General features: G+C 58.2%; 15 protein-coding genes. 8 read left to right on the top strand and 7 right to left on the bottom strand.

All coding sequences use genetic code 11. The features are described 5' to 3' along the window. Positions 1-140: 140 nt before the first annotated feature. Positions 141-2,378, bottom strand: a complete 2,238-nt coding sequence (locus ACN0TA_RS04290) for a putative PEP-binding protein (protein WP_417580143.1) — start codon at positions 2,376-2,378, stop codon at positions 141-143. Between the two features lie 209 nt (positions 2,379-2,587). Here ACN0TA_RS04290 and ispH point away from each other — a divergent pair, with 209 nt between their 5' ends. Together ispH and rnhA are read left to right on the top strand one after the other, a co-directional pair. Next, complete coding sequence (gene ispH / locus ACN0TA_RS04285) at positions 2,588-3,562, top strand: 4-hydroxy-3-methylbut-2-enyl diphosphate reductase (protein ID WP_417580141.1); 975 nt, start codon at positions 2,588-2,590, stop codon at positions 3,560-3,562. Next, positions 3,559-4,005, top strand: coding sequence for a ribonuclease HI (gene rnhA, locus ACN0TA_RS04280; RefSeq protein WP_417580139.1), 447 nt, complete (start codon positions 3,559-3,561; stop codon positions 4,003-4,005). Before ispH ends, rnhA begins: the two co-directional genes overlap by 4 nt. A 13-nt stretch (positions 4,006-4,018) precedes the next feature. Here the strand turns inward: rnhA and ACN0TA_RS04275 are convergent, their stop codons facing one another. The 3 genes from ACN0TA_RS04275 to ACN0TA_RS04265 all read right to left on the bottom strand — a co-directional run bounded on the left by ACN0TA_RS04275 (position 4,019) and on the right by ACN0TA_RS04265 (position 8,312). Beyond that, entirely contained in the window at positions 4,019-4,999 is a 981-nt protein-coding gene (locus ACN0TA_RS04275; RefSeq protein WP_417580137.1) for a DUF808 domain-containing protein, read from the bottom strand. A 55-nt stretch (positions 5,000-5,054) separates the two neighbouring features. Beyond that, positions 5,055-7,091, bottom strand: a complete 2,037-nt coding sequence (gene glyS / locus ACN0TA_RS04270) for a glycine--tRNA ligase subunit beta (RefSeq protein ID WP_417580135.1) — start codon at positions 7,089-7,091, stop codon at positions 5,055-5,057. 201 nt (positions 7,092-7,292) lie between these two features. Further along, positions 7,293-8,312 (bottom strand): polyprenyl synthetase family protein, encoded by a 1,020-nt coding sequence (locus ACN0TA_RS04265; RefSeq protein WP_417580133.1) that lies wholly within the window; start codon positions 8,310-8,312, stop codon positions 7,293-7,295. 219 nt (positions 8,313-8,531) lie between these two features. Here ACN0TA_RS04265 and ACN0TA_RS04260 point away from each other — a divergent pair, with 219 nt between their 5' ends. The 6 genes from ACN0TA_RS04260 to ACN0TA_RS04235 all read left to right on the top strand — a co-directional run bounded on the left by ACN0TA_RS04260 (position 8,532) and on the right by ACN0TA_RS04235 (position 13,986). Beyond that, positions 8,532-9,320 (top strand): tRNA1(Val) (adenine(37)-N6)-methyltransferase, encoded by a 789-nt coding sequence (locus tag ACN0TA_RS04260; RefSeq protein ID WP_417580131.1) that lies wholly within the window; start codon positions 8,532-8,534, stop codon positions 9,318-9,320. Between the two features lie 57 nt (positions 9,321-9,377). Further along, complete coding sequence (locus ACN0TA_RS04255; protein WP_417580129.1) at positions 9,378-10,241, top strand: S49 family peptidase; 864 nt, start codon at positions 9,378-9,380, stop codon at positions 10,239-10,241. A gap of 2 nt (positions 10,242-10,243) precedes the next feature. Next, the gene (locus tag ACN0TA_RS04250; protein ID WP_417580127.1) at positions 10,244-10,465 is read left to right on the top strand and encodes a hypothetical protein; all 222 of its coding nucleotides are present in this window, start codon (positions 10,244-10,246) and stop codon (positions 10,463-10,465) included. Positions 10,466-10,565: 100 nt separating this feature from the next. Then, positions 10,566-11,468 carry a glycine--tRNA ligase subunit alpha gene (locus tag ACN0TA_RS04245; RefSeq protein ID WP_417580125.1) on the top strand — a complete coding sequence of 301 codons (903 nt, stop codon included), beginning with the start codon at positions 10,566-10,568 and terminating at the stop codon, positions 11,466-11,468. A gap of 74 nt (positions 11,469-11,542) precedes the next feature. Then, the gene (locus ACN0TA_RS04240) at positions 11,543-12,100 is read left to right on the top strand and encodes a LemA family protein (RefSeq protein WP_417580123.1); all 558 of its coding nucleotides are present in this window, start codon (positions 11,543-11,545) and stop codon (positions 12,098-12,100) included. A 5-nt stretch (positions 12,101-12,105) separates the two neighbouring features. Then, positions 12,106-13,986, top strand: a complete 1,881-nt coding sequence (locus tag ACN0TA_RS04235; protein WP_417580121.1) for a DUF2207 domain-containing protein — start codon at positions 12,106-12,108, stop codon at positions 13,984-13,986. A 4-nt stretch (positions 13,987-13,990) separates the two neighbouring features. On the opposite strand, the gene ACN0TA_RS04230 is transcribed toward ACN0TA_RS04235, so the two are convergent. From ACN0TA_RS04230 to ACN0TA_RS04220, 3 genes are all read right to left on the bottom strand, one after another. Continuing rightward, positions 13,991-14,860, bottom strand: coding sequence for a 4-(cytidine 5'-diphospho)-2-C-methyl-D-erythritol kinase (locus ACN0TA_RS04230; RefSeq protein ID WP_417580119.1), 870 nt, complete (start codon positions 14,858-14,860; stop codon positions 13,991-13,993). Next, positions 14,860-16,566 carry a tetratricopeptide repeat protein gene (locus ACN0TA_RS04225; RefSeq protein ID WP_417580117.1) on the bottom strand — a complete coding sequence of 569 codons (1,707 nt, stop codon included), beginning with the start codon at positions 16,564-16,566 and terminating at the stop codon, positions 14,860-14,862. The genes ACN0TA_RS04230 and ACN0TA_RS04225 overlap by 1 nt, the downstream gene beginning before the upstream one ends. Positions 16,567-16,721: 155 nt before the next feature. Beyond that, on the bottom strand, positions 16,722-18,374 hold the full coding sequence (locus tag ACN0TA_RS04220; RefSeq protein WP_417580115.1) for a 4Fe-4S dicluster domain-containing protein: 1,653 nt from the start codon (positions 18,372-18,374) through the stop codon (positions 16,722-16,724). Positions 18,375-18,416: the final 42 nt, after the last annotated feature.

Raw genomic sequence — 18,416 nt, 5'->3', positions numbered from 1 at the left:
CAAGTGCAACACCATACCGATCAAATGCCGACAATCTCGATGATCGTTGATTAGGGTTATGAAGGGGTAAACACCGGCAAATTGGCACGGAAAAGTTCACATTGCGGCGCTGGCAGGGCTTTATGGCGGAACGATTATGGTTAACGCGCGTCGTCTGACTGTGCCAGAACCATACGTGCCACCGGCACACGGTAGGGCGAACAGCTCACATAATCGATGTCGAGGCCGGCAAAAAAGCGCAAAGAATTTGTTTCGCCGGCGTGTTCGCCACAAATGCCGACTTTTAGTTGAGGATTGACCGCCCTGCCCCGCTCAATGGCGATACGGATCAGTTCACCCACACCACGCTGGTCGATTGTGACGAATGGGTCGACATCATAGAGGCCGCGGCGATGATAGCTCGCGAGAAATGCCGGGGCGTCATCTCGTGAAATCCCATAAGTGGTCTGGGTGAGATCATTTGTACCAAACGAGATGAAATCAACTTCCCTGGCGATGTCTCCTGCCCGCAGACATGCGCGCGGCAGCTCGATCATTGTGCCAAACGCCAGATTGGCGCCCCGCTGGAAGACTGGCGAATTGCCCACGAGGTCCATGATACGCGACTTGACCCAAGCAACTTCGCGAGCCGAGGTCACGAAGGGCACCATGATCTCGAGATTGACCGGCAAATCCTGATTGTCCATCGCCGCTTCCACCCCGGCTACAAGCGCGCGCACCTGCATGGCAAGGATTTCGGGATAGGTAATGACCAACCTCACACCCCGATGGCCGAGCATGGGATTGACTTCATCGAGCCGTCGCAATCGCGCCTTGAGCGCTTTTAGCGACAATCCAAGCGCCTGGGCGGTGTCTTCAATGTCGTCTTCACTGCGGGGCAGGAACTCATGCAGGGGCGGATCGAACAGGCGCACATTGACCGGCTTGTTCTGCATGGTCTGAAACAATTGCGCATAGTCTGCAGCCTGATAGTCGACCAGGCCATCGAGCGCAGTCGCCCGGTCCTGCTCGTTCTCGGAAAGGATCAGACGGCGCAGGGCGCGCATGCGCTCGCCGGAGAAAAACATGTGCTCCGAGCGCGCCAGTCCGATCCCTTCGGCGCCAAAACTCAGCGCGGTACGCGCGGCATCTACGGTTTCGGCATTGGTCCGAACGGCAATGGTGCGGGAATCGTCGGCCCAATCCAACAGGCGCGACAATGCACCACCGATGTGGGGCCGCGAGAGCGGCAGCGCGCCATCGTAAATAGTGCCCTCCGATCCATCAATGGTAATGCGCTGGCCGGCACTGAATGACCTGTCACCGATTTTGCAGATGCCGTTTTCGGCATCGATCTGAAGAGTGCGCAATCCCGCGATGCAGGGCTTTCCGGTTATGCGCGCAACAACTGCAGCATGGCTGGTCATGCCACCACGCGCGGTAACGAAGCCGGTTGCCGCCTTCATGCCCTCAATGTCCCCTGGTCCGGTTTCCATGACCACAAGGATGCAATGACGTCCACGTGCACGGCACCGCGCCGCATCGTCGGGGGTAAAAACGATTTCCCCACTGGCCGCACCCGGCGACACGCCCAGACCTGACGCTATCGCAGTAGCGCTGTGATCGTCAGTGAGGCGCGGGTGGAGCAGTTGGGGTAGCTGCGCGGGGTTGAAGCGCCTCACCGCTTCAGCGGGCAACCAGACCCTTGCATCGACACGCTCGACTGAAGCTTCGAGTTGGGCCCCGGCGCTGACCTGGACGGGCCGAGCCGAAACGAGCCGGGTCGTGTCGCCCTCTATCGACACGACACAGGCCATATGCTGGCCCGACGCAGCATCGACGGTCGCGATCAATTTTGCGGCACTGGCGGGCAGTTTGGGCAAAGGCTCGCCGGCCAATGGAACTGGGCCGATGCGGCCGGTCGTTGTATTGCGCGAGAGGAAATGTTCGATCCGACCGCTGACAGTGGCCTGAACGATTACGATTTGACTTTCACGGGCCTCGCGTTCGGCTTCGCTGGCCCAGCCAGCAAGCGCTGGACCGTAGCTGGCGAAGGCAGCGTTGATGGCTTTGCCCATGGCGCGCTGAGGATCGACGGCCTCAAGTTCATTCGAGGGCGCTGCAAGGCCGGTCCGCGCGGCTTCAAGGCCGGTGATGTGGCGGGGCGCTGAGGTGCGAACAACGAGTTCAGGAGGCGTCTTGCCCGGCGTAACCAACTTGAAGAGCGTCGTTACCCAAACCTTGCGCAATGTGTCGGTGCCGGTCTTGCGTTCGGCCTGCAAGGCGTCCCAGGCAACGCGTGTGATGGCAATGGTCGGCGCCACGACAAGCCCGGCATCGGCGACAACATGGAGCCAGCGCGCCTTGCCGACCAGCAGACGCAGCTGTGCGCGGCTCAACGAGGGTTTCCCCTGAGCCGGTGCAATCGCAAACATCTGCTGGGAAGGCGCAACCAATAGAAAAACCCCAACTGAATCGGTGCCATATTGCCTGTGTGCCGGGATTCCGGCAACAGCGCTGGCCCAGTGACTTTTGCCGCGCTCTCGAAACACACAAGCGCATGGCAACATGGCTTGACTTGGGCAGGGACAGAACGCATGTGATGACCATGACCGACAAGCCCAGCCTCGACATACTTTTGTGCGCGCCGCGCGGATTCTGCGCCGGTGTGGATCGAGCCATCCAAATCGTCGATTTGGCGCTCAAGAAGTATGGTGCACCCGTCTATGTGCGCCATGAGATCGTCCACAACAAGTTTGTGGTGGATGGATTGCGCGCCAAAGGCGCAGTATTTGTTGAAGAGCTGGAGGAAATTCCCGAGGGCACCGACGCCCCGGTGATTTTTTCCGCGCATGGCGTGGCCAAATCGGTGCCTGCCGAAGCTAAGCATCGCAATATGTTCTTTCTCGACGCCACCTGCCCTCTGGTGACCAAGGTACATGTGGAAGCCCAGCGCCATGCCGAAGGCGGTCACGACATCGTACTCATCGGACACAGGGGGCATCCCGAGGTAATTGGCACGATGGGGCAATTGGCGCCGGGCAAGATCACGCTGATCGAAACCGTCGAGGATGCTGAAACTTTTGCACCGCGCGATCCCGACAATCTAGCACTTGTCACGCAAACCACTCTGTCGGTGGACGATACAAGCGCCATGGTGATGGTCCTTAAAAGCCGATTTCCAAACATCTCGGTGCCGGCCAAGGAAGACATCTGTTACGCGACGACCAACCGGCAGGAGGCTGTCAAAGCCGTTGCTCCAAAAGTCGATGCAATGATCGTCGTGGGCGCTCCCAATTCCTCCAATTCGATGCGGCTCGTAGAGGTCGGCGAGCGCGCAGGATGCAAGGTTTCAGTTCTCGTGCAACGCGCCAGGGATATCGATTGGGATCAGTTTAGCGATATTGCCTCGCTTGGGATCACAGCTGGCGCTTCGGCGCCTGAATCGCTGGTCGAAGAAGTGATAGAGGCCTTCGCCGAGCGCTTTACCGTCAATGTCGAGATTGCTGTGACGGCCGAAGAGAACATTGCATTCAACATACCTCGCGTTTTGCGCCAACTTGAAGAGGCATCGGGGCATTGAGCGAAGACGCTGTCGTTATCCACACCGACGGGGCCTGTTCAGGCAATCCCGGACCGGGCGGCTGGGGTGCGGTGCTCGAGTACAACGGCACGGTCAAAGAACTCAAGGGCGGGATGGCCCAGACCACCAACAACCAGATGGAGCTGACAGCGGCCATCCAAGCGCTTAACGCGCTCAAGCGACCTTGCTCCGTGGAGATCCATACCGACAGCCAATACGTCAAGAACGGCATTCAAGGCTGGTTGCACGGTTGGAAGCGCAATGGGTGGAAAACGGCCGCGAAAAAACCGGTCAAAAACGTAGAACTGTGGCAGGCGCTGGACGAAGCTACAAAGCGTCACACCATCAGCTGGCACTGGGTGAAGGGCCATGCGGGACATGACCTGAACGAACGCGCAGACCGGCTGGCCAATGAGGGCATGGCACCATTCAAAGGGCGTTAGGTCAGTTTGCAAATCAATGCGCAGCGGGCTTTTCTTTTCTGAACATACCCATGACTGGCGCTATGATGTGTTCGGCGACGGGAATGAGGACGAAACCGAGCACTACGCCCAATATGCCGTAAAGCGCGGCTTCGGTGAACCAGTGGATGGCGCCCGAAATCGCGGGAATTATGCCTTCGACGGCATGGGCGATGTCGAGAATGAAGTGTTCAGGCAGATCGAAGCCCATGCCGGCAAGGCCGTGAACGATAATGCCACCACCGACCCACAGCATTGCGGCGGTGCCGACGATCGATAGCGTCTGCATGAAGCCCGGCATGGCCTTAACGATGAAACGGCCAGAGGCACGACCGAACCCTGTACGCGCATTCTGAGCAAGGTATAGGCCAAAATCATCAGCTTTGACGATCAATGCCACGCCCCCATAGACCACTGCGGTGATGCCGATAGCGACGATGAGCAGGACCAGCGCCTGATTGACGACGCTCCCGACAGGTATGGCGGAAAGCGCTATGGTCATAATCTCGGCCGAGAGAATAAAATCTGTCTTGATTGCGCCAGCGACCTTCTCTTGCTCCAAAAGCTCAGCATTGTTGGCCGAAGGTTCGACCTTTTCTTCATGGCTATGGGCCTTATGCGGGGCAATCATCGCAAAAAGCTTTTCGGCGCCTTCATAGCAAAGATAGCTACCGCCGAGCATGAGCAAGGGATTGATGAGCCAAGGCAGAAAGGCCGAAAGCAGCAGCGCTGCCGGCAACAGGAAAATAAGTTTGTTCTTGATCGAGCCAAGCGCGATCTTGCCCACAATCGGCAATTCACGCTCAGCTGAAAAGCCATGGATGTAGCGCGGCGTTACTGCAGCGTCATCAATCACGGCACCGGCTGCCTTGGCCCCTGCCTTCATCGCTTGTCCAGCGATATCGTCCAGCGAAGCCGCGGCAACTTTGGCGAGCGCGGCAACATCATCGAGAAGGGCAAGTAGGCCGACGCTCATTAAACAGATCCTATATGTGTTGCCTGGATAACAGCTCGGACCGGATCGTGGTTCCCTAGCCCGATACTTTCGAGAAATCTGCCACCTGGCGCATCGTATCGCGCAGGGAGGCCAGAAGACTTAACCGGTTCGCGCGCACTGCTGAATCGGAATCGTTCACCAAAACCTTTTCAAAGAATGCATCGAGGGGGGTTCGCAACCCAGCAAGGACGGAGACAGCTCCCGCATAGTCATCGTTCTCAAGTGTTGCGGTCACAGCAGGGCGGCCCTGATCTATTGCATTGGCCAAGGCTTGCTCCTCGGACATCGACAAGAGCGCTGCCTCGACAGCGCCGGCATATGCGCGATTGTCCTTCTTTTCCTCGGCGGCGAGAATGTTTGCGGCGCGCTTATAGCCGGCCAGCAACGCCTTGCCGTCCTCCGCGTCCAGGAGTGAGCCTAGAGCGTTTACGCGCGCAGCAATCTGGAGAAGATCGTCGCTATCGGCTGAAATCACTGCATCGACGAGATCGTGGCGGGCACCAAAATCGCGCAGCGAAACTTTCAGACGGTCGTGGAAGAATGAAAGCAGATCCTCATCGGAAACGAACCGGTTGAGGGAAACCCGCAATCTGTTGTCCACGATCAGCCTGATGACCCCCAACGCCGCGCGGCGCAGGGCATATGGGTCTTTCGAGCCTGTGGGCTTTTCATCGATGGCCCAAAAACCTGTAAGGATATCGAGCTTGTCGGCCAACGCGACTGCGATGGATACAGGTTCGCCAGGCACCCGATCAGATGGCCCGAGCGGCTTATAGTGCTCTTCGATAGCCGTAGCGACCTGAGGCTTTTCACCCTGCGCCAGCGCATAATAGCGGCCCATCAGACCCTGGAGTTCAGGGAATTCGCCGACCATGCCGGTGGGTAGATCGGCCTTGGAGAGCTGCGCCGCGCGTTTAGCATCTTCGACATCGGCACCTACAAGCGGCGCGATTTCGGCAGCAAGTTTTTCGATGCGGGCAACGCGTTCGGCCTGGGTTCCGAGCTTGGCGTGGAAGACGACATTTTCCAGCTTTGGCAGATTATCGGCCAACGGGGTTTCGAGATCGGTTTCGTAGAAGAAAATCGCATCGGACAAACGGGCGCGTATGACGCGCTCATTGCCCGCAATGATTGTCTTGCCGTCGTCCTCAGCGATAAGGTTTGAGGTCAGGATGAATTTGTTAGCCAGCCTACCGGTTGCAGCGTCGCGCAGGCAGAAGCATTTCTGGTTGGCGCGGATAGTGGCGATGATCGCTTCCTCAGGCACTTTGAGAAACGCCTGGTCGAACGAACCCATCATAACGACCGGCCATTCCACGAGTCCGGCAACTTCTTCGAGCAGCCCTTCGTCAACAATCAGCTCCAGTCCCTGGGCGAAGGCGAGCTGTTCGGCATCGGTCTTGATGATCTGTTTGCGGCGGTCGATGTCGAGGACAACCTTCGCCTTTTCCAGGGACTGCACGTAATCGTCGAAGCGCCGCACCCTGATTGGTTCGGGCGCCATGAAACGGTGCCCATAGGTGGTGTTGCCCGAGGTGATTGTTCCCACATCAAAGGTAATCACATCGGGCTCTTCGCCTTCGGGGCCGAATGTTGCGGTAATGGCACGCAGCGGGCGCACCCATTCGAGGCGCCCGGTGCCCCAGCGCATCGGCTTGCCCCACGGGAAGGCCTTGACCATTGCCGGCAGAATATCATTCAGGATTTCAATGGCAGGCGCGCCCTTTTTCTCGATCACCGCAACGTAGAAATCACCCTTTTTGGGATCGGACTGCACCTTGGCTTCATCGATATTGGAAAGCCCAGCACCGCGCAGAAATCCTTCAAGCGCCTGCTGCGGAGCGCCAACCTTGGGGCCTTTGCGCTCCTCGCGCGTATCAGGAGAAGCGGCGGGCAGACCGGTCACTGTCAACGCCAGGCGGCGCGGTGTAGCGAACGCGCCTGCGCTTTCATAGACCAGCCCCTTTTCGACAAGCGCATCGGTGACGGACTTCTTGAGATCCTCGGCGGCCCGACGCTGAAGACGTGCGGGGATTTCCTCGGAAAAGAGCTCAAGAAGCAATTCGGGCATGGTCGGGGCGCCTTGGAAACAGGTGTTTTATGCGGGTCGAACGGGTAGCAGGGGTGCGCGGAAAAGTCCAATATTTGTCTGATGCGCCAACTCGATGGGTCAGACGCGCTGCGTCGCGTTCACCGGCGACCAACGCGACGTGCGCTATGAGCGCTCAAATGCTGGCGCTCAAGACTATGCGGACCAAAACTCCAAGGTCGCCTACCAGGCGCGCGAGGTGCAAAACTCAGGAACGCCAAAGAGGATGTCGCGTTCAACGGTTTCGGGAATATTCGCCAAAGCGGCACGCGCGGCTTCGGCATGACGCTCGGCCTTGGCCATTGTCTGGGTCAACGCATTGTGGCGCGCAAAAATGGCAAGAATGTCTGCCAGCTCGGCCTCGCCGGATTCGGCGTTTCCAAGTGCCTTTTCGATGGTCTTGCGTTCAACTTCGCTGCCTGCCTGCAGAGCAAGAATGACCGGCAACGTCATTTTGCCTTCCCGCAGATCGTCGCCGGTATTTTTACCGAGCGCGCCTTGGGCGCCGCCGTAATCAAGTACGTCATCGACAAGTTGGAAGGCCATGCCAAGTTCGCGCCCATAGGCGGCCAGAGCGGTCCGCTCGGCACTGTCGGCACCACCCGCCATAGCACCCACTTCGGTGGCTGCCTCGAACAGCGTTGCCGTCTTGGCGTTAATGATCGTTTCGTAATCATCGGGCGTTGTGGAAAGATCCCCTGCCTTGGCAAGCTGGAACACTTCACCTTCAGCAATGATCGCGGCGGCGCGTGAAAGCACGCCAAGCGCGTCGATATCGCGCGATTCAACCATCATCAGGAAGGCCTGGCCCAACAGGAAGTCGCCAACCAGAACGGAGGCCTGATTACCCCAGATCGTTCGGGCGGCTGGCCGGCCACGGCGCATATCGCTTTCGTCCACGACATCATCGTGAAGCAGCGTTGCGTTATGCATGAATTCGACGGCCGCTGCGAAGCGTATTTCATTCCCACCTGTCCGCCCGAACAGCGCAGATGCAGCAAGCGTAAGCATGGGACGCAAGCGTTTGCCGCCTGCATCGATCAAATGGTTGGCCACTTCGGGAACCATATCGACAGGGCTGTCGGAACGCGACAGGATAAGGCGGTTCACCGCCTCCATGCCGTCTCCGGTTGCAGCCATCAAATCATCGATTACCGCCGAGGCATCGACAAGAGTTCTCGGCGCCAGATTTTCAACCGCCATTGGCGTTCAAACTCCCCAAAGAGGGCATTGCCCTCCCGATACAGTGCTTTTAAAGGCCATCAGGTTCCGCAAAAAAAGAACTCCGCGCCAACTTGTTAATTACCGCGCTTCCGAACGGCACAAGAAATACCCACTTATTACCGAAACGCTCTATTGTCAGCCCCGTGCCGAACAAGTGGGTTCCACTTTGGCCCGAACATCATCCAGGACCTTGTGCCAATGTCGGTAAACCAGCCGCCCGAATTTGTAAAACGCCAAGAGCAGCGCGCCGACGCCTTTCTGGGCGGCAAATTGTCCATTGCCCAGCCTGAAAAAGGATTTCGAGCAGGACTTGATTCTGTACTTTTAGGCGCCAGCCTGCCTCTTGGGACCAAACACCTGCTCGATTTGGGTGCCGGAGCGGGCGTAGCGGCGCTGTGCGGGCTGGCCCATGACAAAGGCCTTGAGGCAACACTGGTGGAAAACAATGCGGAAATGGCGATGCTGGCCTCTGCCAATGTCCATGCCAACGGTTTCGCCGACCGCGTAACGATAGTGAAGATCAGTGCTACGGCCACAGGGGCCGAGCGCAAGGCGCTGGGTCTGGGCACTGACAAATTTGATGTGGTGATCGCCAATCCACCTTTCTTTGATGCCGGCACGCATGCGCCCGATCCCGCCCGGGCGGCGGCCCGGCACACCGATGGGGAGGTTTCAGGCTGGGTGCGCACTGCGGTTTCCTGCGCCCATGCTCGCGGGGAAGTGATCTTCATTCATCTTGCCCAGGCGTTACCGCAACTGCTCGCAGCTTTCGATTCACGGATGGGTGCGATCAGCGTCCTTCCTGTTGCCCCGCGTCCCGGAAAAGCGGCAACACGGGTACTGGTGCGCGGTCGCAAGGGCAGCAAGGCGCCAATGCGTTTGTTACCGCCCCTGGTCGTGCACAGTGAAACAGGCAGCGCATTTGCTGAACCCGTGCGCTCGATCTTGATGGGCGAGGCGCGAGTGGACTGGCACGACGGCAAATAAGTACCTAAATGGGGGGTGAATACGTCAATCGTTCAACAGCCCAACCGGGAGGCATCAATGACCGCTTTTTCCAACGGCCAGATCGAAACTCCCAAAAAGCCTTGGTACAAGAAGATCCTTGGCAATGGCGGCATCGTGGTTCCCGTCGTGCGGTTGCAGGGCGTAATTGCGTCCGACCCCAGGCCAGGCAGGCTTAACATAGCCTCGGTCGCTCCGCTGCTGGACAAGGCATTCAAGATTAAGAAAGCGCCTGTTGTGGCGATTGTCGTCAACTCGCCAGGCGGCTCTCCCGTCCAATCGAGACTCATTGCTCAGCGGATCCGACAGCTTGCCGATCAGCATGACAGGAAAGTGCTGGTTTTTGTCGAGGATGCGGCGGCATCTGGCGGGTATTTCATCGCCACCGCCGGCGACGAGATCATCGCAGACCCGTCCTCGCTGGTGGGATCGATCGGGGTCATTATGGCCAGCTTCGGGTTTGTCGAGGCGATTGCCAAGCTCGGCATCGACCGGCGGCTCTATACTGCGGGCAAAAACAAATCGACGCTTGACCCGTTCCTGCCCGAAAAACCCGACGATATCGAGCGCATCAAACAGCTTGAACTCGATATACACGAGGTGTTTATCGACTATGTCAAATCGCGGCGCGCCAGCAAGATCAAAGTGCCCGACGACGAGGTTTACACTGGCGAGTTCTGGACAGCCAAACGCGGCGTGGCAATGGGGCTTGTTGATAGTCTTGGCGACCTGCATGGCACGCTGCGGGAGCGGTTTGGCAAGGATGTGACGATCAAATCGATTGCGCCCAAGAAAGGATTGCTGCAATTGCCCAAACTTGGGTTGTCGGCGGGTACCGATATCGCCGGAGACGTAATGGCTAGAATTGAAGACCGGGGAATCTGGTCGCGGCTGGGATTGTAACAATGGGCATACCGACACTCGTCACCATTCTGCTGGCGCTGCTTATCGGCATCGGACTGCGCTCCATCGTGCGCGACTGGCGCAAGAAATTTGCCGATGACGACACAAGAGCCGAAACACAGCGCAAGGCCCAGATCCAGCGCAACAAGCAAGAAGTGAAATCGGGTGGCGTTGTTACGCTGGAGCGCGGCGAGGATGGGGTCTATCGGCCGGGCAAGGACTAGCCCGTCGCGCTTGACCTTGGATGGCGGCACAATTACGGTCGCGCCGCTTTCAACAACGGTCTCATCCGGAACCCATATGCCAGATTTGCACAAGCCACACATGGACCCTAGAAATTCGTTTCAGGGACTGATCCTGACTTTGCAGAATTTCTGGGCCGATCAGGGCTGCGTGATCCTGCAGCCTTACGACATGCAGATGGGCGCGGGAACGTTCCATACAGCGACCACCTTGCGTGCGCTGGGACCCAAGCCCTGGCACGCAGCTTATGTGCAGCCTTCGCGCCGTCCCACCGATGGGCGCTATGGCGAGAACCCCAACCGCCTGCAGCACTACTATCAGTTCCAGGTGATCCTCAAACCCTCGCCCTCCAATATTCAGGATCTCTACCTCCAATCGCTCGCCGCCATCGGCCTGGACGCGAAACTGCACGATATGCGCTTTGTCGAGGACGACTGGGAAAGCCCGACCCTTGGTGCCTGGGGACTGGGCTGGGAATGCTGGTGTGATGGCATGGAAGTGAGCCAGTTCACCTATTTCCAGCAGGTGGCGGGCTTTGAATGTTCTCCGGTTCCGGGAGAAATCACTTACGGGCTGGAGCGACTGGCGATGTATGTCCAGGGCGTCGAAAATGTTTACGATCTCAACTTCAATGGGCGCGAGGGCGACCAGAAGGTGACGTATGGCGAAGTCTTTCTGCAAAACGAGCAGGAATTTTCAAAATACAATTTTGAGGCTGCGAATACCGAGATATTGTTTCGTCACTTCAAGGACGCCGAAGACGAGTGCAAGGCCATCCTTGCCGCCGGTCAGGATGGCGAGCGCCAAACCATGGCTGTCCCGGCCTATGAGCAAGTCATCAAGGCGAGCCATTGCTTCAATCTTCTAGATGCGCGCGGCGTGATTTCCGTCACCGAGCGTCAAAGTTACATCCTGCGCATCCGCGAATTGGCCAAGGCCTGTGGCGCAGCATGGTTGCAGACTGCCGGCGGCGGAGCGGCCTGAAGCCGACAAGTTATTGATATTGCCCATAAATGGTGACACTCTTGCCACGAACGGTTGGCGAGAGGGAAGCGACTATGGAGTGGATAATTCTGGTGCTGGTCGTGGCCGTTGTCGGCTACGCCATCTATGTCTACAACACGCTGGTGCGGAACCGGCAGTTGGTACAGGAGGGTTGGTCGGGCATCGATGTGCAACTCAAGCGCCGCGCCGATCTCATCCCCAACATGCTCGAAACGGTTAAAGGCTATATGGCCCATGAGCGCGAGACGCTGCAGGCTGTGACCGAGGCGCGCGCGGCCGTACAAGCGGCACAAAACGCTTCGCCGGCCGAACGCGGTCAGGCGGAGGGCATTCTTTCCGGCGCTCTGGGCCGATTGTTTGCCGTTGCCGAGGCCTATCCAGACCTCAAGGCGAACACCAATTTCATCGAATTTCAGAATGCGCTGCAGACAGTAGAAGACGAGATCCAACTTTCGCGTCGCTACTACAACGGCGCTGTTCGCAACCTCAATATTGCAGTGGAATCGTTTCCTTCCAACATCGTTGCCGGGGCCTTCAAGTTTGAAAAGGCTGAGTATTTCGAACTTGAGAACGAAATCGATCGCGCAGTGCCACAGGTCAAGTTTCAATAGATCCGATGCTCCGCCTTCTCCTTGTCCTGTTTATGGTGATTGGCTCAGGTTCGGCCTGGGCACGGGAGGAAATCCGCGCGTTCAACGCAATCTTCGACGTGCACGCAGATACCTCGGTCACGATCACCGAACAGATCACAGTCAATGCCGAAGGCAACGAGATACGCCGCGGTTTGTTTCGCGACATCCCTACCCTACTTCAAACGCCCGATGGACGGACCATCCGGTTGCCGCTGGACGTTTTGTCGGTGACCCGAAACGGGGAGAATGAGCCTTACTCACTTGACGGCATTTCGGGCGGACAACGAATAAGGATCGGGTCTGCCGACGCCCTTCTGGGCATTGGGGAACAGCGGTATGAAATCGTCTATCGGATGGATCGCGCGGCGCGCCTGTTCGACGAACATGACGAGTTTTACTGGAACGCTACAGGAAATTACTGGAGTTTCCCGATCCTGCGCGCCAGGGCGCTGGTGACCTTGCCCGAAGGGGCGCAAATCACAGAGCTCAACGCCTATACAGGACAAACCGGTCTGAACGGCGCAGGCGCCGCGATTGAACAGATCGATGATCGCAGCGCAAGGTTTACGGTTACGCGCGCGTTGGGGCCAGGCGAAGGGCTGACCGTGTCGGTCTCGTTTGCCAAGGGTGTGCTCACGCCACCTCAAGGTGCCGATGCGGTAGCCTTCTGGTTCTCGGACTATCGTGACTATGTCGTTCCGCTCGCCATGATACTGATCGTGGTCGCGTACAACGCCCTAGCCTGGGGAGCTGTGGGGCGCGATCCCGCCAAAGGCGTTATCTTTCCCCGCTTCCATCCTCCAGCGGGCTATTCGCCGGCCATTGTTCACTACATTCACACAATGGGGTGGAGCAAATCGGGATGGACGGCGTTTTCAGCGGCCCTGATTTCATTGGCCACCAAGGGGCTGCTCGAGATCGAAAAGAAGGGCAAGAAAAACATCCTGATCGTGACCGGAAAACAGCCTGAGAGCCCACTGCCGCCCGGTGAAGCAGTGATCTATGGTGACCTGAAATCAATGAGCCCTGTGACGATCGACAAGACCAGCGGTCCAAAGCTGAGCAAGACCAAGACCAAATTTCTGTCTGCCCTGGAATCTGAGAACCGTAAGGTTTATTTCAATAACCACACCCTCTACATCGTTTTCGGCGTGCTGATCGGCCTTGGCGCTCTCGTGATCATGGTCCTTACGGGCGTTTTGCAGCCACTTTTTGTTTTCTTTGCCGCGTTTGGCGCCGTGTTTCTGTCAATTTTTGGCACTGCCGCGCGCTCGTTTTGGCAAGGCGAAGGGATCGGCCGGTTCTTCGGGCTCGCCATCATGGGCATCTTCGTAGCCAATGGTGGCGCGTTCGCTTTGGACATGTTCGACCTGGCAAATATCGACTTCCCGTTTATCGCGGCGGTTACAATCATCGCCGTGACGCTGGTGTTTGCAGTTCTGATGCGCGCCCCCACCGTGCACGGGCGCAAGGTGATGGACGAGATTGACGGGTTCAGGATGTATCTTGAAACCGCCGAGAAAGAGCGGCTCAATTTCCAGGAAGAGCCCGAGATGAGCGTATCCCGGTTCGAAGCCATCCTGCCCTATGCTATGGCGCTTGGCGTGGAAAAACCGTGGTCCTCTCGGTTCGAAAATGATCTGGCGCGCCATGCCGTCAAGGATACTCAAACCGACTATGAGCCGCATTGGTACAGAGGTGGCAACTTTTCATCGGGCAATTTCGCGCGCGCCATGGGCGGGGTCGCGACAGGGCTGAGTGCCGCTATGATCTCGTCGCAGCCACAAGCTTCCAGCTCCTCCGGCTCCAGCGGCGGCGGGTTTTCCGGCGGCGGCGGCGGTGGTGGTGGCGGCGGTGGCTGGTGAGGGATTATTGCCCGAGCAGCGGGGTGGCAGCAACCCAATAGCCCGAGAACCGCTCGCGAAGGTCGTGAGCGGCCTGATGGGCGGCGGCGGCGCTGCCATAGAGGCCAAAGCAGGTTGCGCCCGAGCCTGACATGCGCGCTGTCACACAACCTGGTGTCTCGGATATTGCTTCAACAATCATTGAAATTGCCGGGACCAGGGCAGCAGCAGGCGCTTCCAGATCATTGCGGGTATCGGCAAGCCAGAGCGAAAGCAGCGCCGCGCGGTCCAGTGGGGCGGGAAGCTCGGGCATGGGGGCGTTTTGCTTTTGGGTCAAACGCTTGAAGACTTCAGGCGTGGACACCTGCTCAAGCGGATTGACCAGAACAAGGTGCATTAGGGGGAAGGTTGCGAGCGGAGCGAGGTTCTCACCTATGCCGGTGACTTCGCAAGGCTGGCTCAAAAGGCACATGGGAACGTCCGCACCAAGCGACGTTGCCAATGCAAAGATGTCGGCGCTTGCGACAGGGTTTTGGCTGATGCGGGCAAGAATGCGCAGTACGGCTGCAGCATCAGCCGAACCACCACCAAGACCGGCGGCGATAGGCAGGTGCTTTTCAAGATGGATCTCGATACCTTCGGGCAAATGATTGGGAAACCGCGCCCGGAACTTTTCGAGCGCGCGAATGACCAAATTGGAACGCCCATTCGGCAAATCGCTGGCGAAGGGGCCCGAGACATGAAGTCTGTCCTGACGCGCCGGCGCTGCCGAAACCAGATCGGCCAGCTCGGTGAATACGCAAAGCGTATGAAGGAGATGAAAGCCATCATCCCGTCGCCCCACGACGTGGAGCGCCAGATTGACCTTTGCGGGGGCAGGTTCGGAAACCGGCATCAGTCCCCGATAGGCGCGCTGGGGTCCAGACCGTTTAGCAGCTTTGGCGTGGCGCGTTCGGTCACTGTGCCTTCTTCGTCGACATCGATTGCGATCCGCCACTGGAACATAGCTTCACGCTCGCGCCCTGCCACCCAGTAGACGTCACCGAGATGATCATTCACCTCGGGATCGGCAGGCAGAAGATTGACGGCATCTTCGAGCACCTCGACTGCTTCGTCGATGCGGCCAAGCTTGTAGAATGCCCAACCCAGACTATCGACGATGTAACCGTTACGCGGCGAGAGGGCGACAGCCTGTTCGATCATTTCGAGCGCCTCCTCGAGGTTCTTGCCCTGATCGACCCAAGTGTAACCAAGATAATTGAGCACGTCCGGGTGATTGGGGCGCAGCTCGAGCGCTTTCAGGAAATCAGCCTCTGCCAGATCCCACTGCTTAGCGCGCTCGTAGGAGATGCCGCGCACGTAGTAAAACCGCCAATCATTGGGACGGGCCGGATCGAGCCTGTCGATGACCTCGGAATAAGCATCGGCAGCTTCTTCCCAGCGCTCGGCATAGCGCAGGGTATCGCCAAGTATCCCATACACTTCCTGACTATCGGGATTGGAAACTGCGATGTTCTGCAGGCGCGAAATCGCTGTTTCGCGATCGCCTCGAAGGTCTATGTTCTCGGCAAGACGGATCAACGCATTGATGCGTAGCGGAGAACTGTGAGGCACCGTCTCAAGAATCGTGTCTGCTTGGTTGTAGCGGCCGGCACTCGCCAAGAGCTCTCCGAGCGAGATGGAAATGATCGCAGCATCAGGATCGAGATAATTGGCAAGCTGGAGAAAGCCAACTCCCAGTTCTATCGAGCCGTCGCGTGCCAGTGCTGTACCCAGTCCATGCAACATTTCGGCCGCGCCGGACTGAACCGACCCTGCAAACAGGCCGGGTTTCCTGCCGTTGGCAATAGGGTCGCGCAGCGAATCGACGACCGGATGCTCAACCCCCTGTTCGGCAAATGTATCCAGTACGGCCTGAGCTTCCTCGAAGCGGCCGGCATTGCCGAGCATGCGGATATAGGCCTCGGCAATGCGCGGAACGAGCGGATCGAGCTCGTACGCCTCCCGCGCAAGAGCGATTGCCCTGTCACGCTCGCCACCGACATCGGCAAGAATTGCGCGGTGGAAAATGATGAACTCGTCAAAGCCCCCCTGCCCCACCTGGCTCAGGATGGAATTGGCGGCGGACATATCGCCCTCGCCGACCTTTGACCAAGCGCGCGTAACAGCAGCGATTATGCCAACCAGGGACGCGTCTGGAATGCGCGAGAGCATCTGATCGGCAGAGGCATAGCGGCGCTGCTTTAGAGCCACCGAGCCGAGCACGAGATAAGCCAGTTCGTCTTCGGGGTTAAGGTCGATAACGTGCTGGGCCATCGTTGCGGCTTCAGAAATATTGCCCGCAAGCAAATAGGCGAGGAAGGCCTGGCCCGAATAGACAGGGTTGTCCCAATCGCTCTCAGCAGCCTGCATGAACAGGGAAGCGGCGCGGCTTGCATCCAGAGCTTCAAGAGCAGCAAGACCAGCAAGGTAACTGCCCACGGTGCTGGAAGCGCGCATCGGAAGGATGTCCTGCTGCGCAACCGATGATGAGAGTGGAACGCCAGCGCAGAGCGCGGCAACGATCAGGGTATGGATCGGCCGTTTAATCAGCTTTAGCACGATTGTTCCCGAACTCCTCGCTTGTAGGCCGGACGCCAGCCTATCATTTCCGATAGCCAAGCGCGGCAATCCTGTCGATTGTTGGGCGCATAGGTTAACGAGACCTTTTCACGCAAATGCTCCTGCGCTGCAAGCCTTGAAGGCTCACGTCGATTTCACATTCCCGAATAGTTGGGACCGCTGCCGCCCTCGGGCGGCACCCAAGTGATGTTCTGGGCAGGATCCTTGATATCGCAGGTTTTGCAATGAACGCAATTTTGGGCGTTGATCCTGAAAACAGGGTCGGCGCCGTCCTGGACAATCTCATAAACTCCTGCCGGGCAATAGAGCGGAGCTGGCTCGCCGTATTTGGGAAGATTTTCGCGAATCGGCACCTCGGGATCGTCCAATCGCAAATGGACGGGCTGATCTTCGTCATGGGCGATATTGGCGCGATAGACCGATTCGGTGCGTGAAAATGCCGTTTTGCCGTCCGGGCGCGCATAGTCGATCGGCGTCACTGCCGAGATTGGCTTGAGGCGCGCAAAATCGGGCTTATCAGAAACCAACCCGCCCAGCGGGGAAAGTTTGGCAAGGCTCGACACCCACATGTCGGCCCCGGCTAACCCAACCCCGAGAATCGTCCCCAGCTTGCTCCACAGAGGTTTGACTGCGCGTACCGGATATAGATCATCGCGAATGCCGGACGACAATACAGCCTCGTCGAGCGTGGCAATTTCATCATTTGCACGGTTGTCTGCAATGGCTGCAGCGACTTCCGCGGCGGCGGCGATGCCCGAACGAATGGCATTATGGATAGCCTTGAGCCGTGGCACATTCATGAATCCCGCAGCGCATCCGATCAGCGCGCCGCCGGGGAATGCCAGCTTGGGTATCGATTGCCAGCCTCCCGAGGTCAGCGCGCGCGCGCCGTATGAAATGCAGGTCGCGCCATCGAGCAGTTTGGCGATTTCGGGGTGCTGTTTGAAGCGCTGGAATTCGCCGTAGGGTGAGAACGTCGGGTTCTCATAGTCCAGATGGGCGACCAGCCCAATATAGATCTTATTGTCCTGAGCGTGGTAACAGAAGCCACCGCCACTTGTGGAATTGCCAAGCGGGTGACCCATGAAGTGGGTCACTTTTCCCGGTTCATGCATCGCCGGATCGACTTCCCAAATTTCCTTGATGCCAAGCCCGTACTTCTGGGGTGCCCGGCCCTCGTCAAGCCCGAATTTGGCAATCAGGCGCTTGGAGAGCGAGCCGCGGGCGCCCTCGGCAATCAACGTATATTTTGCGCGCAGCTCGATGCCGGGGGTAAATGTGGGCTTGTGGCTGCCATCTCGGGCTATGCCCATATCGCCAGTGACGATACCGAGGATTTCGCCGTTCTCACCTGTTATCAGATCGGCGGCGGCAGTGCCGGGGAAAATGTCGATGCCCATTGCCTCTGCCTGTTCCGCCAGCCAGCGGCACAGATCGCCCAGCGAAATGATGACTCCGCCCTTCGTTTTCATAATCGGTGGTATCAGGGCGTGCGGAAATGGCAGGGCGGACTTTTCTGTAAGATAGACGAAGCTATCTTTAGCAACGTCAGGGCCAACCGGTGCACCTTTTTCCCGCCAATCTGGAATGAGCGCATCAAGGCCGGTCGGATCCATGACGGCGCCGGAAAGTATGTGTCCGCCTATATCGGCGGATTTCTCGAGGACGACGATTTCAAGATCGGGAGATTTCTGTTTCAACGCTATGGCCGCCGAAAGGCCAGCGGGCCCGGCACCGACGATCACCACGCCGGTTTCCATTATCTCGCGTTCAATCGCATCGGCCATCGGTCATTCCCATGTGAGGTGGAAGCACAGGTCGGGGTGTGA

The organism is Pelagibacterium sp. (assembly GCF_048264985.1).
Lineage (GTDB): Bacteria > Pseudomonadota > Alphaproteobacteria > Rhizobiales > Devosiaceae > Pelagibacterium.
Note: the sequence above shows the minus strand (reverse complement) of the source record. Positions and strands in the feature narration are given on the sequence as shown.

Coding starts and splice junctions, on each gene's coding strand:
- ispH (WP_417580141.1), top strand. CDS start 2,588: ATGACCGACAAGCCCAGCCTCGACATACTTTTGTGCGCGCCGCGCGGA.
- ACN0TA_RS04275 (WP_417580137.1), bottom strand. CDS start 4,999: ATGAGCGTCGGCCTACTTGCCCTTCTCGATGATGTTGCCGCGCTCGCC.
- glyS (WP_417580135.1), bottom strand. CDS start 7,091: ATGCCCGAATTGCTTCTTGAGCTCTTTTCCGAGGAAATCCCCGCACGT.
- ACN0TA_RS04265 (WP_417580133.1), bottom strand. CDS start 8,312: ATGGCGGTTGAAAATCTGGCGCCGAGAACTCTTGTCGATGCCTCGGCG.
- ACN0TA_RS04260 (WP_417580131.1), top strand. CDS start 8,532: ATGTCGGTAAACCAGCCGCCCGAATTTGTAAAACGCCAAGAGCAGCGC.
- ACN0TA_RS04255 (WP_417580129.1), top strand. CDS start 9,378: ATGACCGCTTTTTCCAACGGCCAGATCGAAACTCCCAAAAAGCCTTGG.
- ACN0TA_RS04250 (WP_417580127.1), top strand. CDS start 10,244: ATGGGCATACCGACACTCGTCACCATTCTGCTGGCGCTGCTTATCGGC.
- ACN0TA_RS04245 (WP_417580125.1), top strand. CDS start 10,566: ATGGACCCTAGAAATTCGTTTCAGGGACTGATCCTGACTTTGCAGAAT.
- ACN0TA_RS04240 (WP_417580123.1), top strand. CDS start 11,543: ATGGAGTGGATAATTCTGGTGCTGGTCGTGGCCGTTGTCGGCTACGCC.
- ACN0TA_RS04235 (WP_417580121.1), top strand. CDS start 12,106: ATGCTCCGCCTTCTCCTTGTCCTGTTTATGGTGATTGGCTCAGGTTCG.
- ACN0TA_RS04230 (WP_417580119.1), bottom strand. CDS start 14,860: ATGCCGGTTTCCGAACCTGCCCCCGCAAAGGTCAATCTGGCGCTCCAC.
- ACN0TA_RS04220 (WP_417580115.1), bottom strand. CDS start 18,374: ATGGCCGATGCGATTGAACGCGAGATAATGGAAACCGGCGTGGTGATC.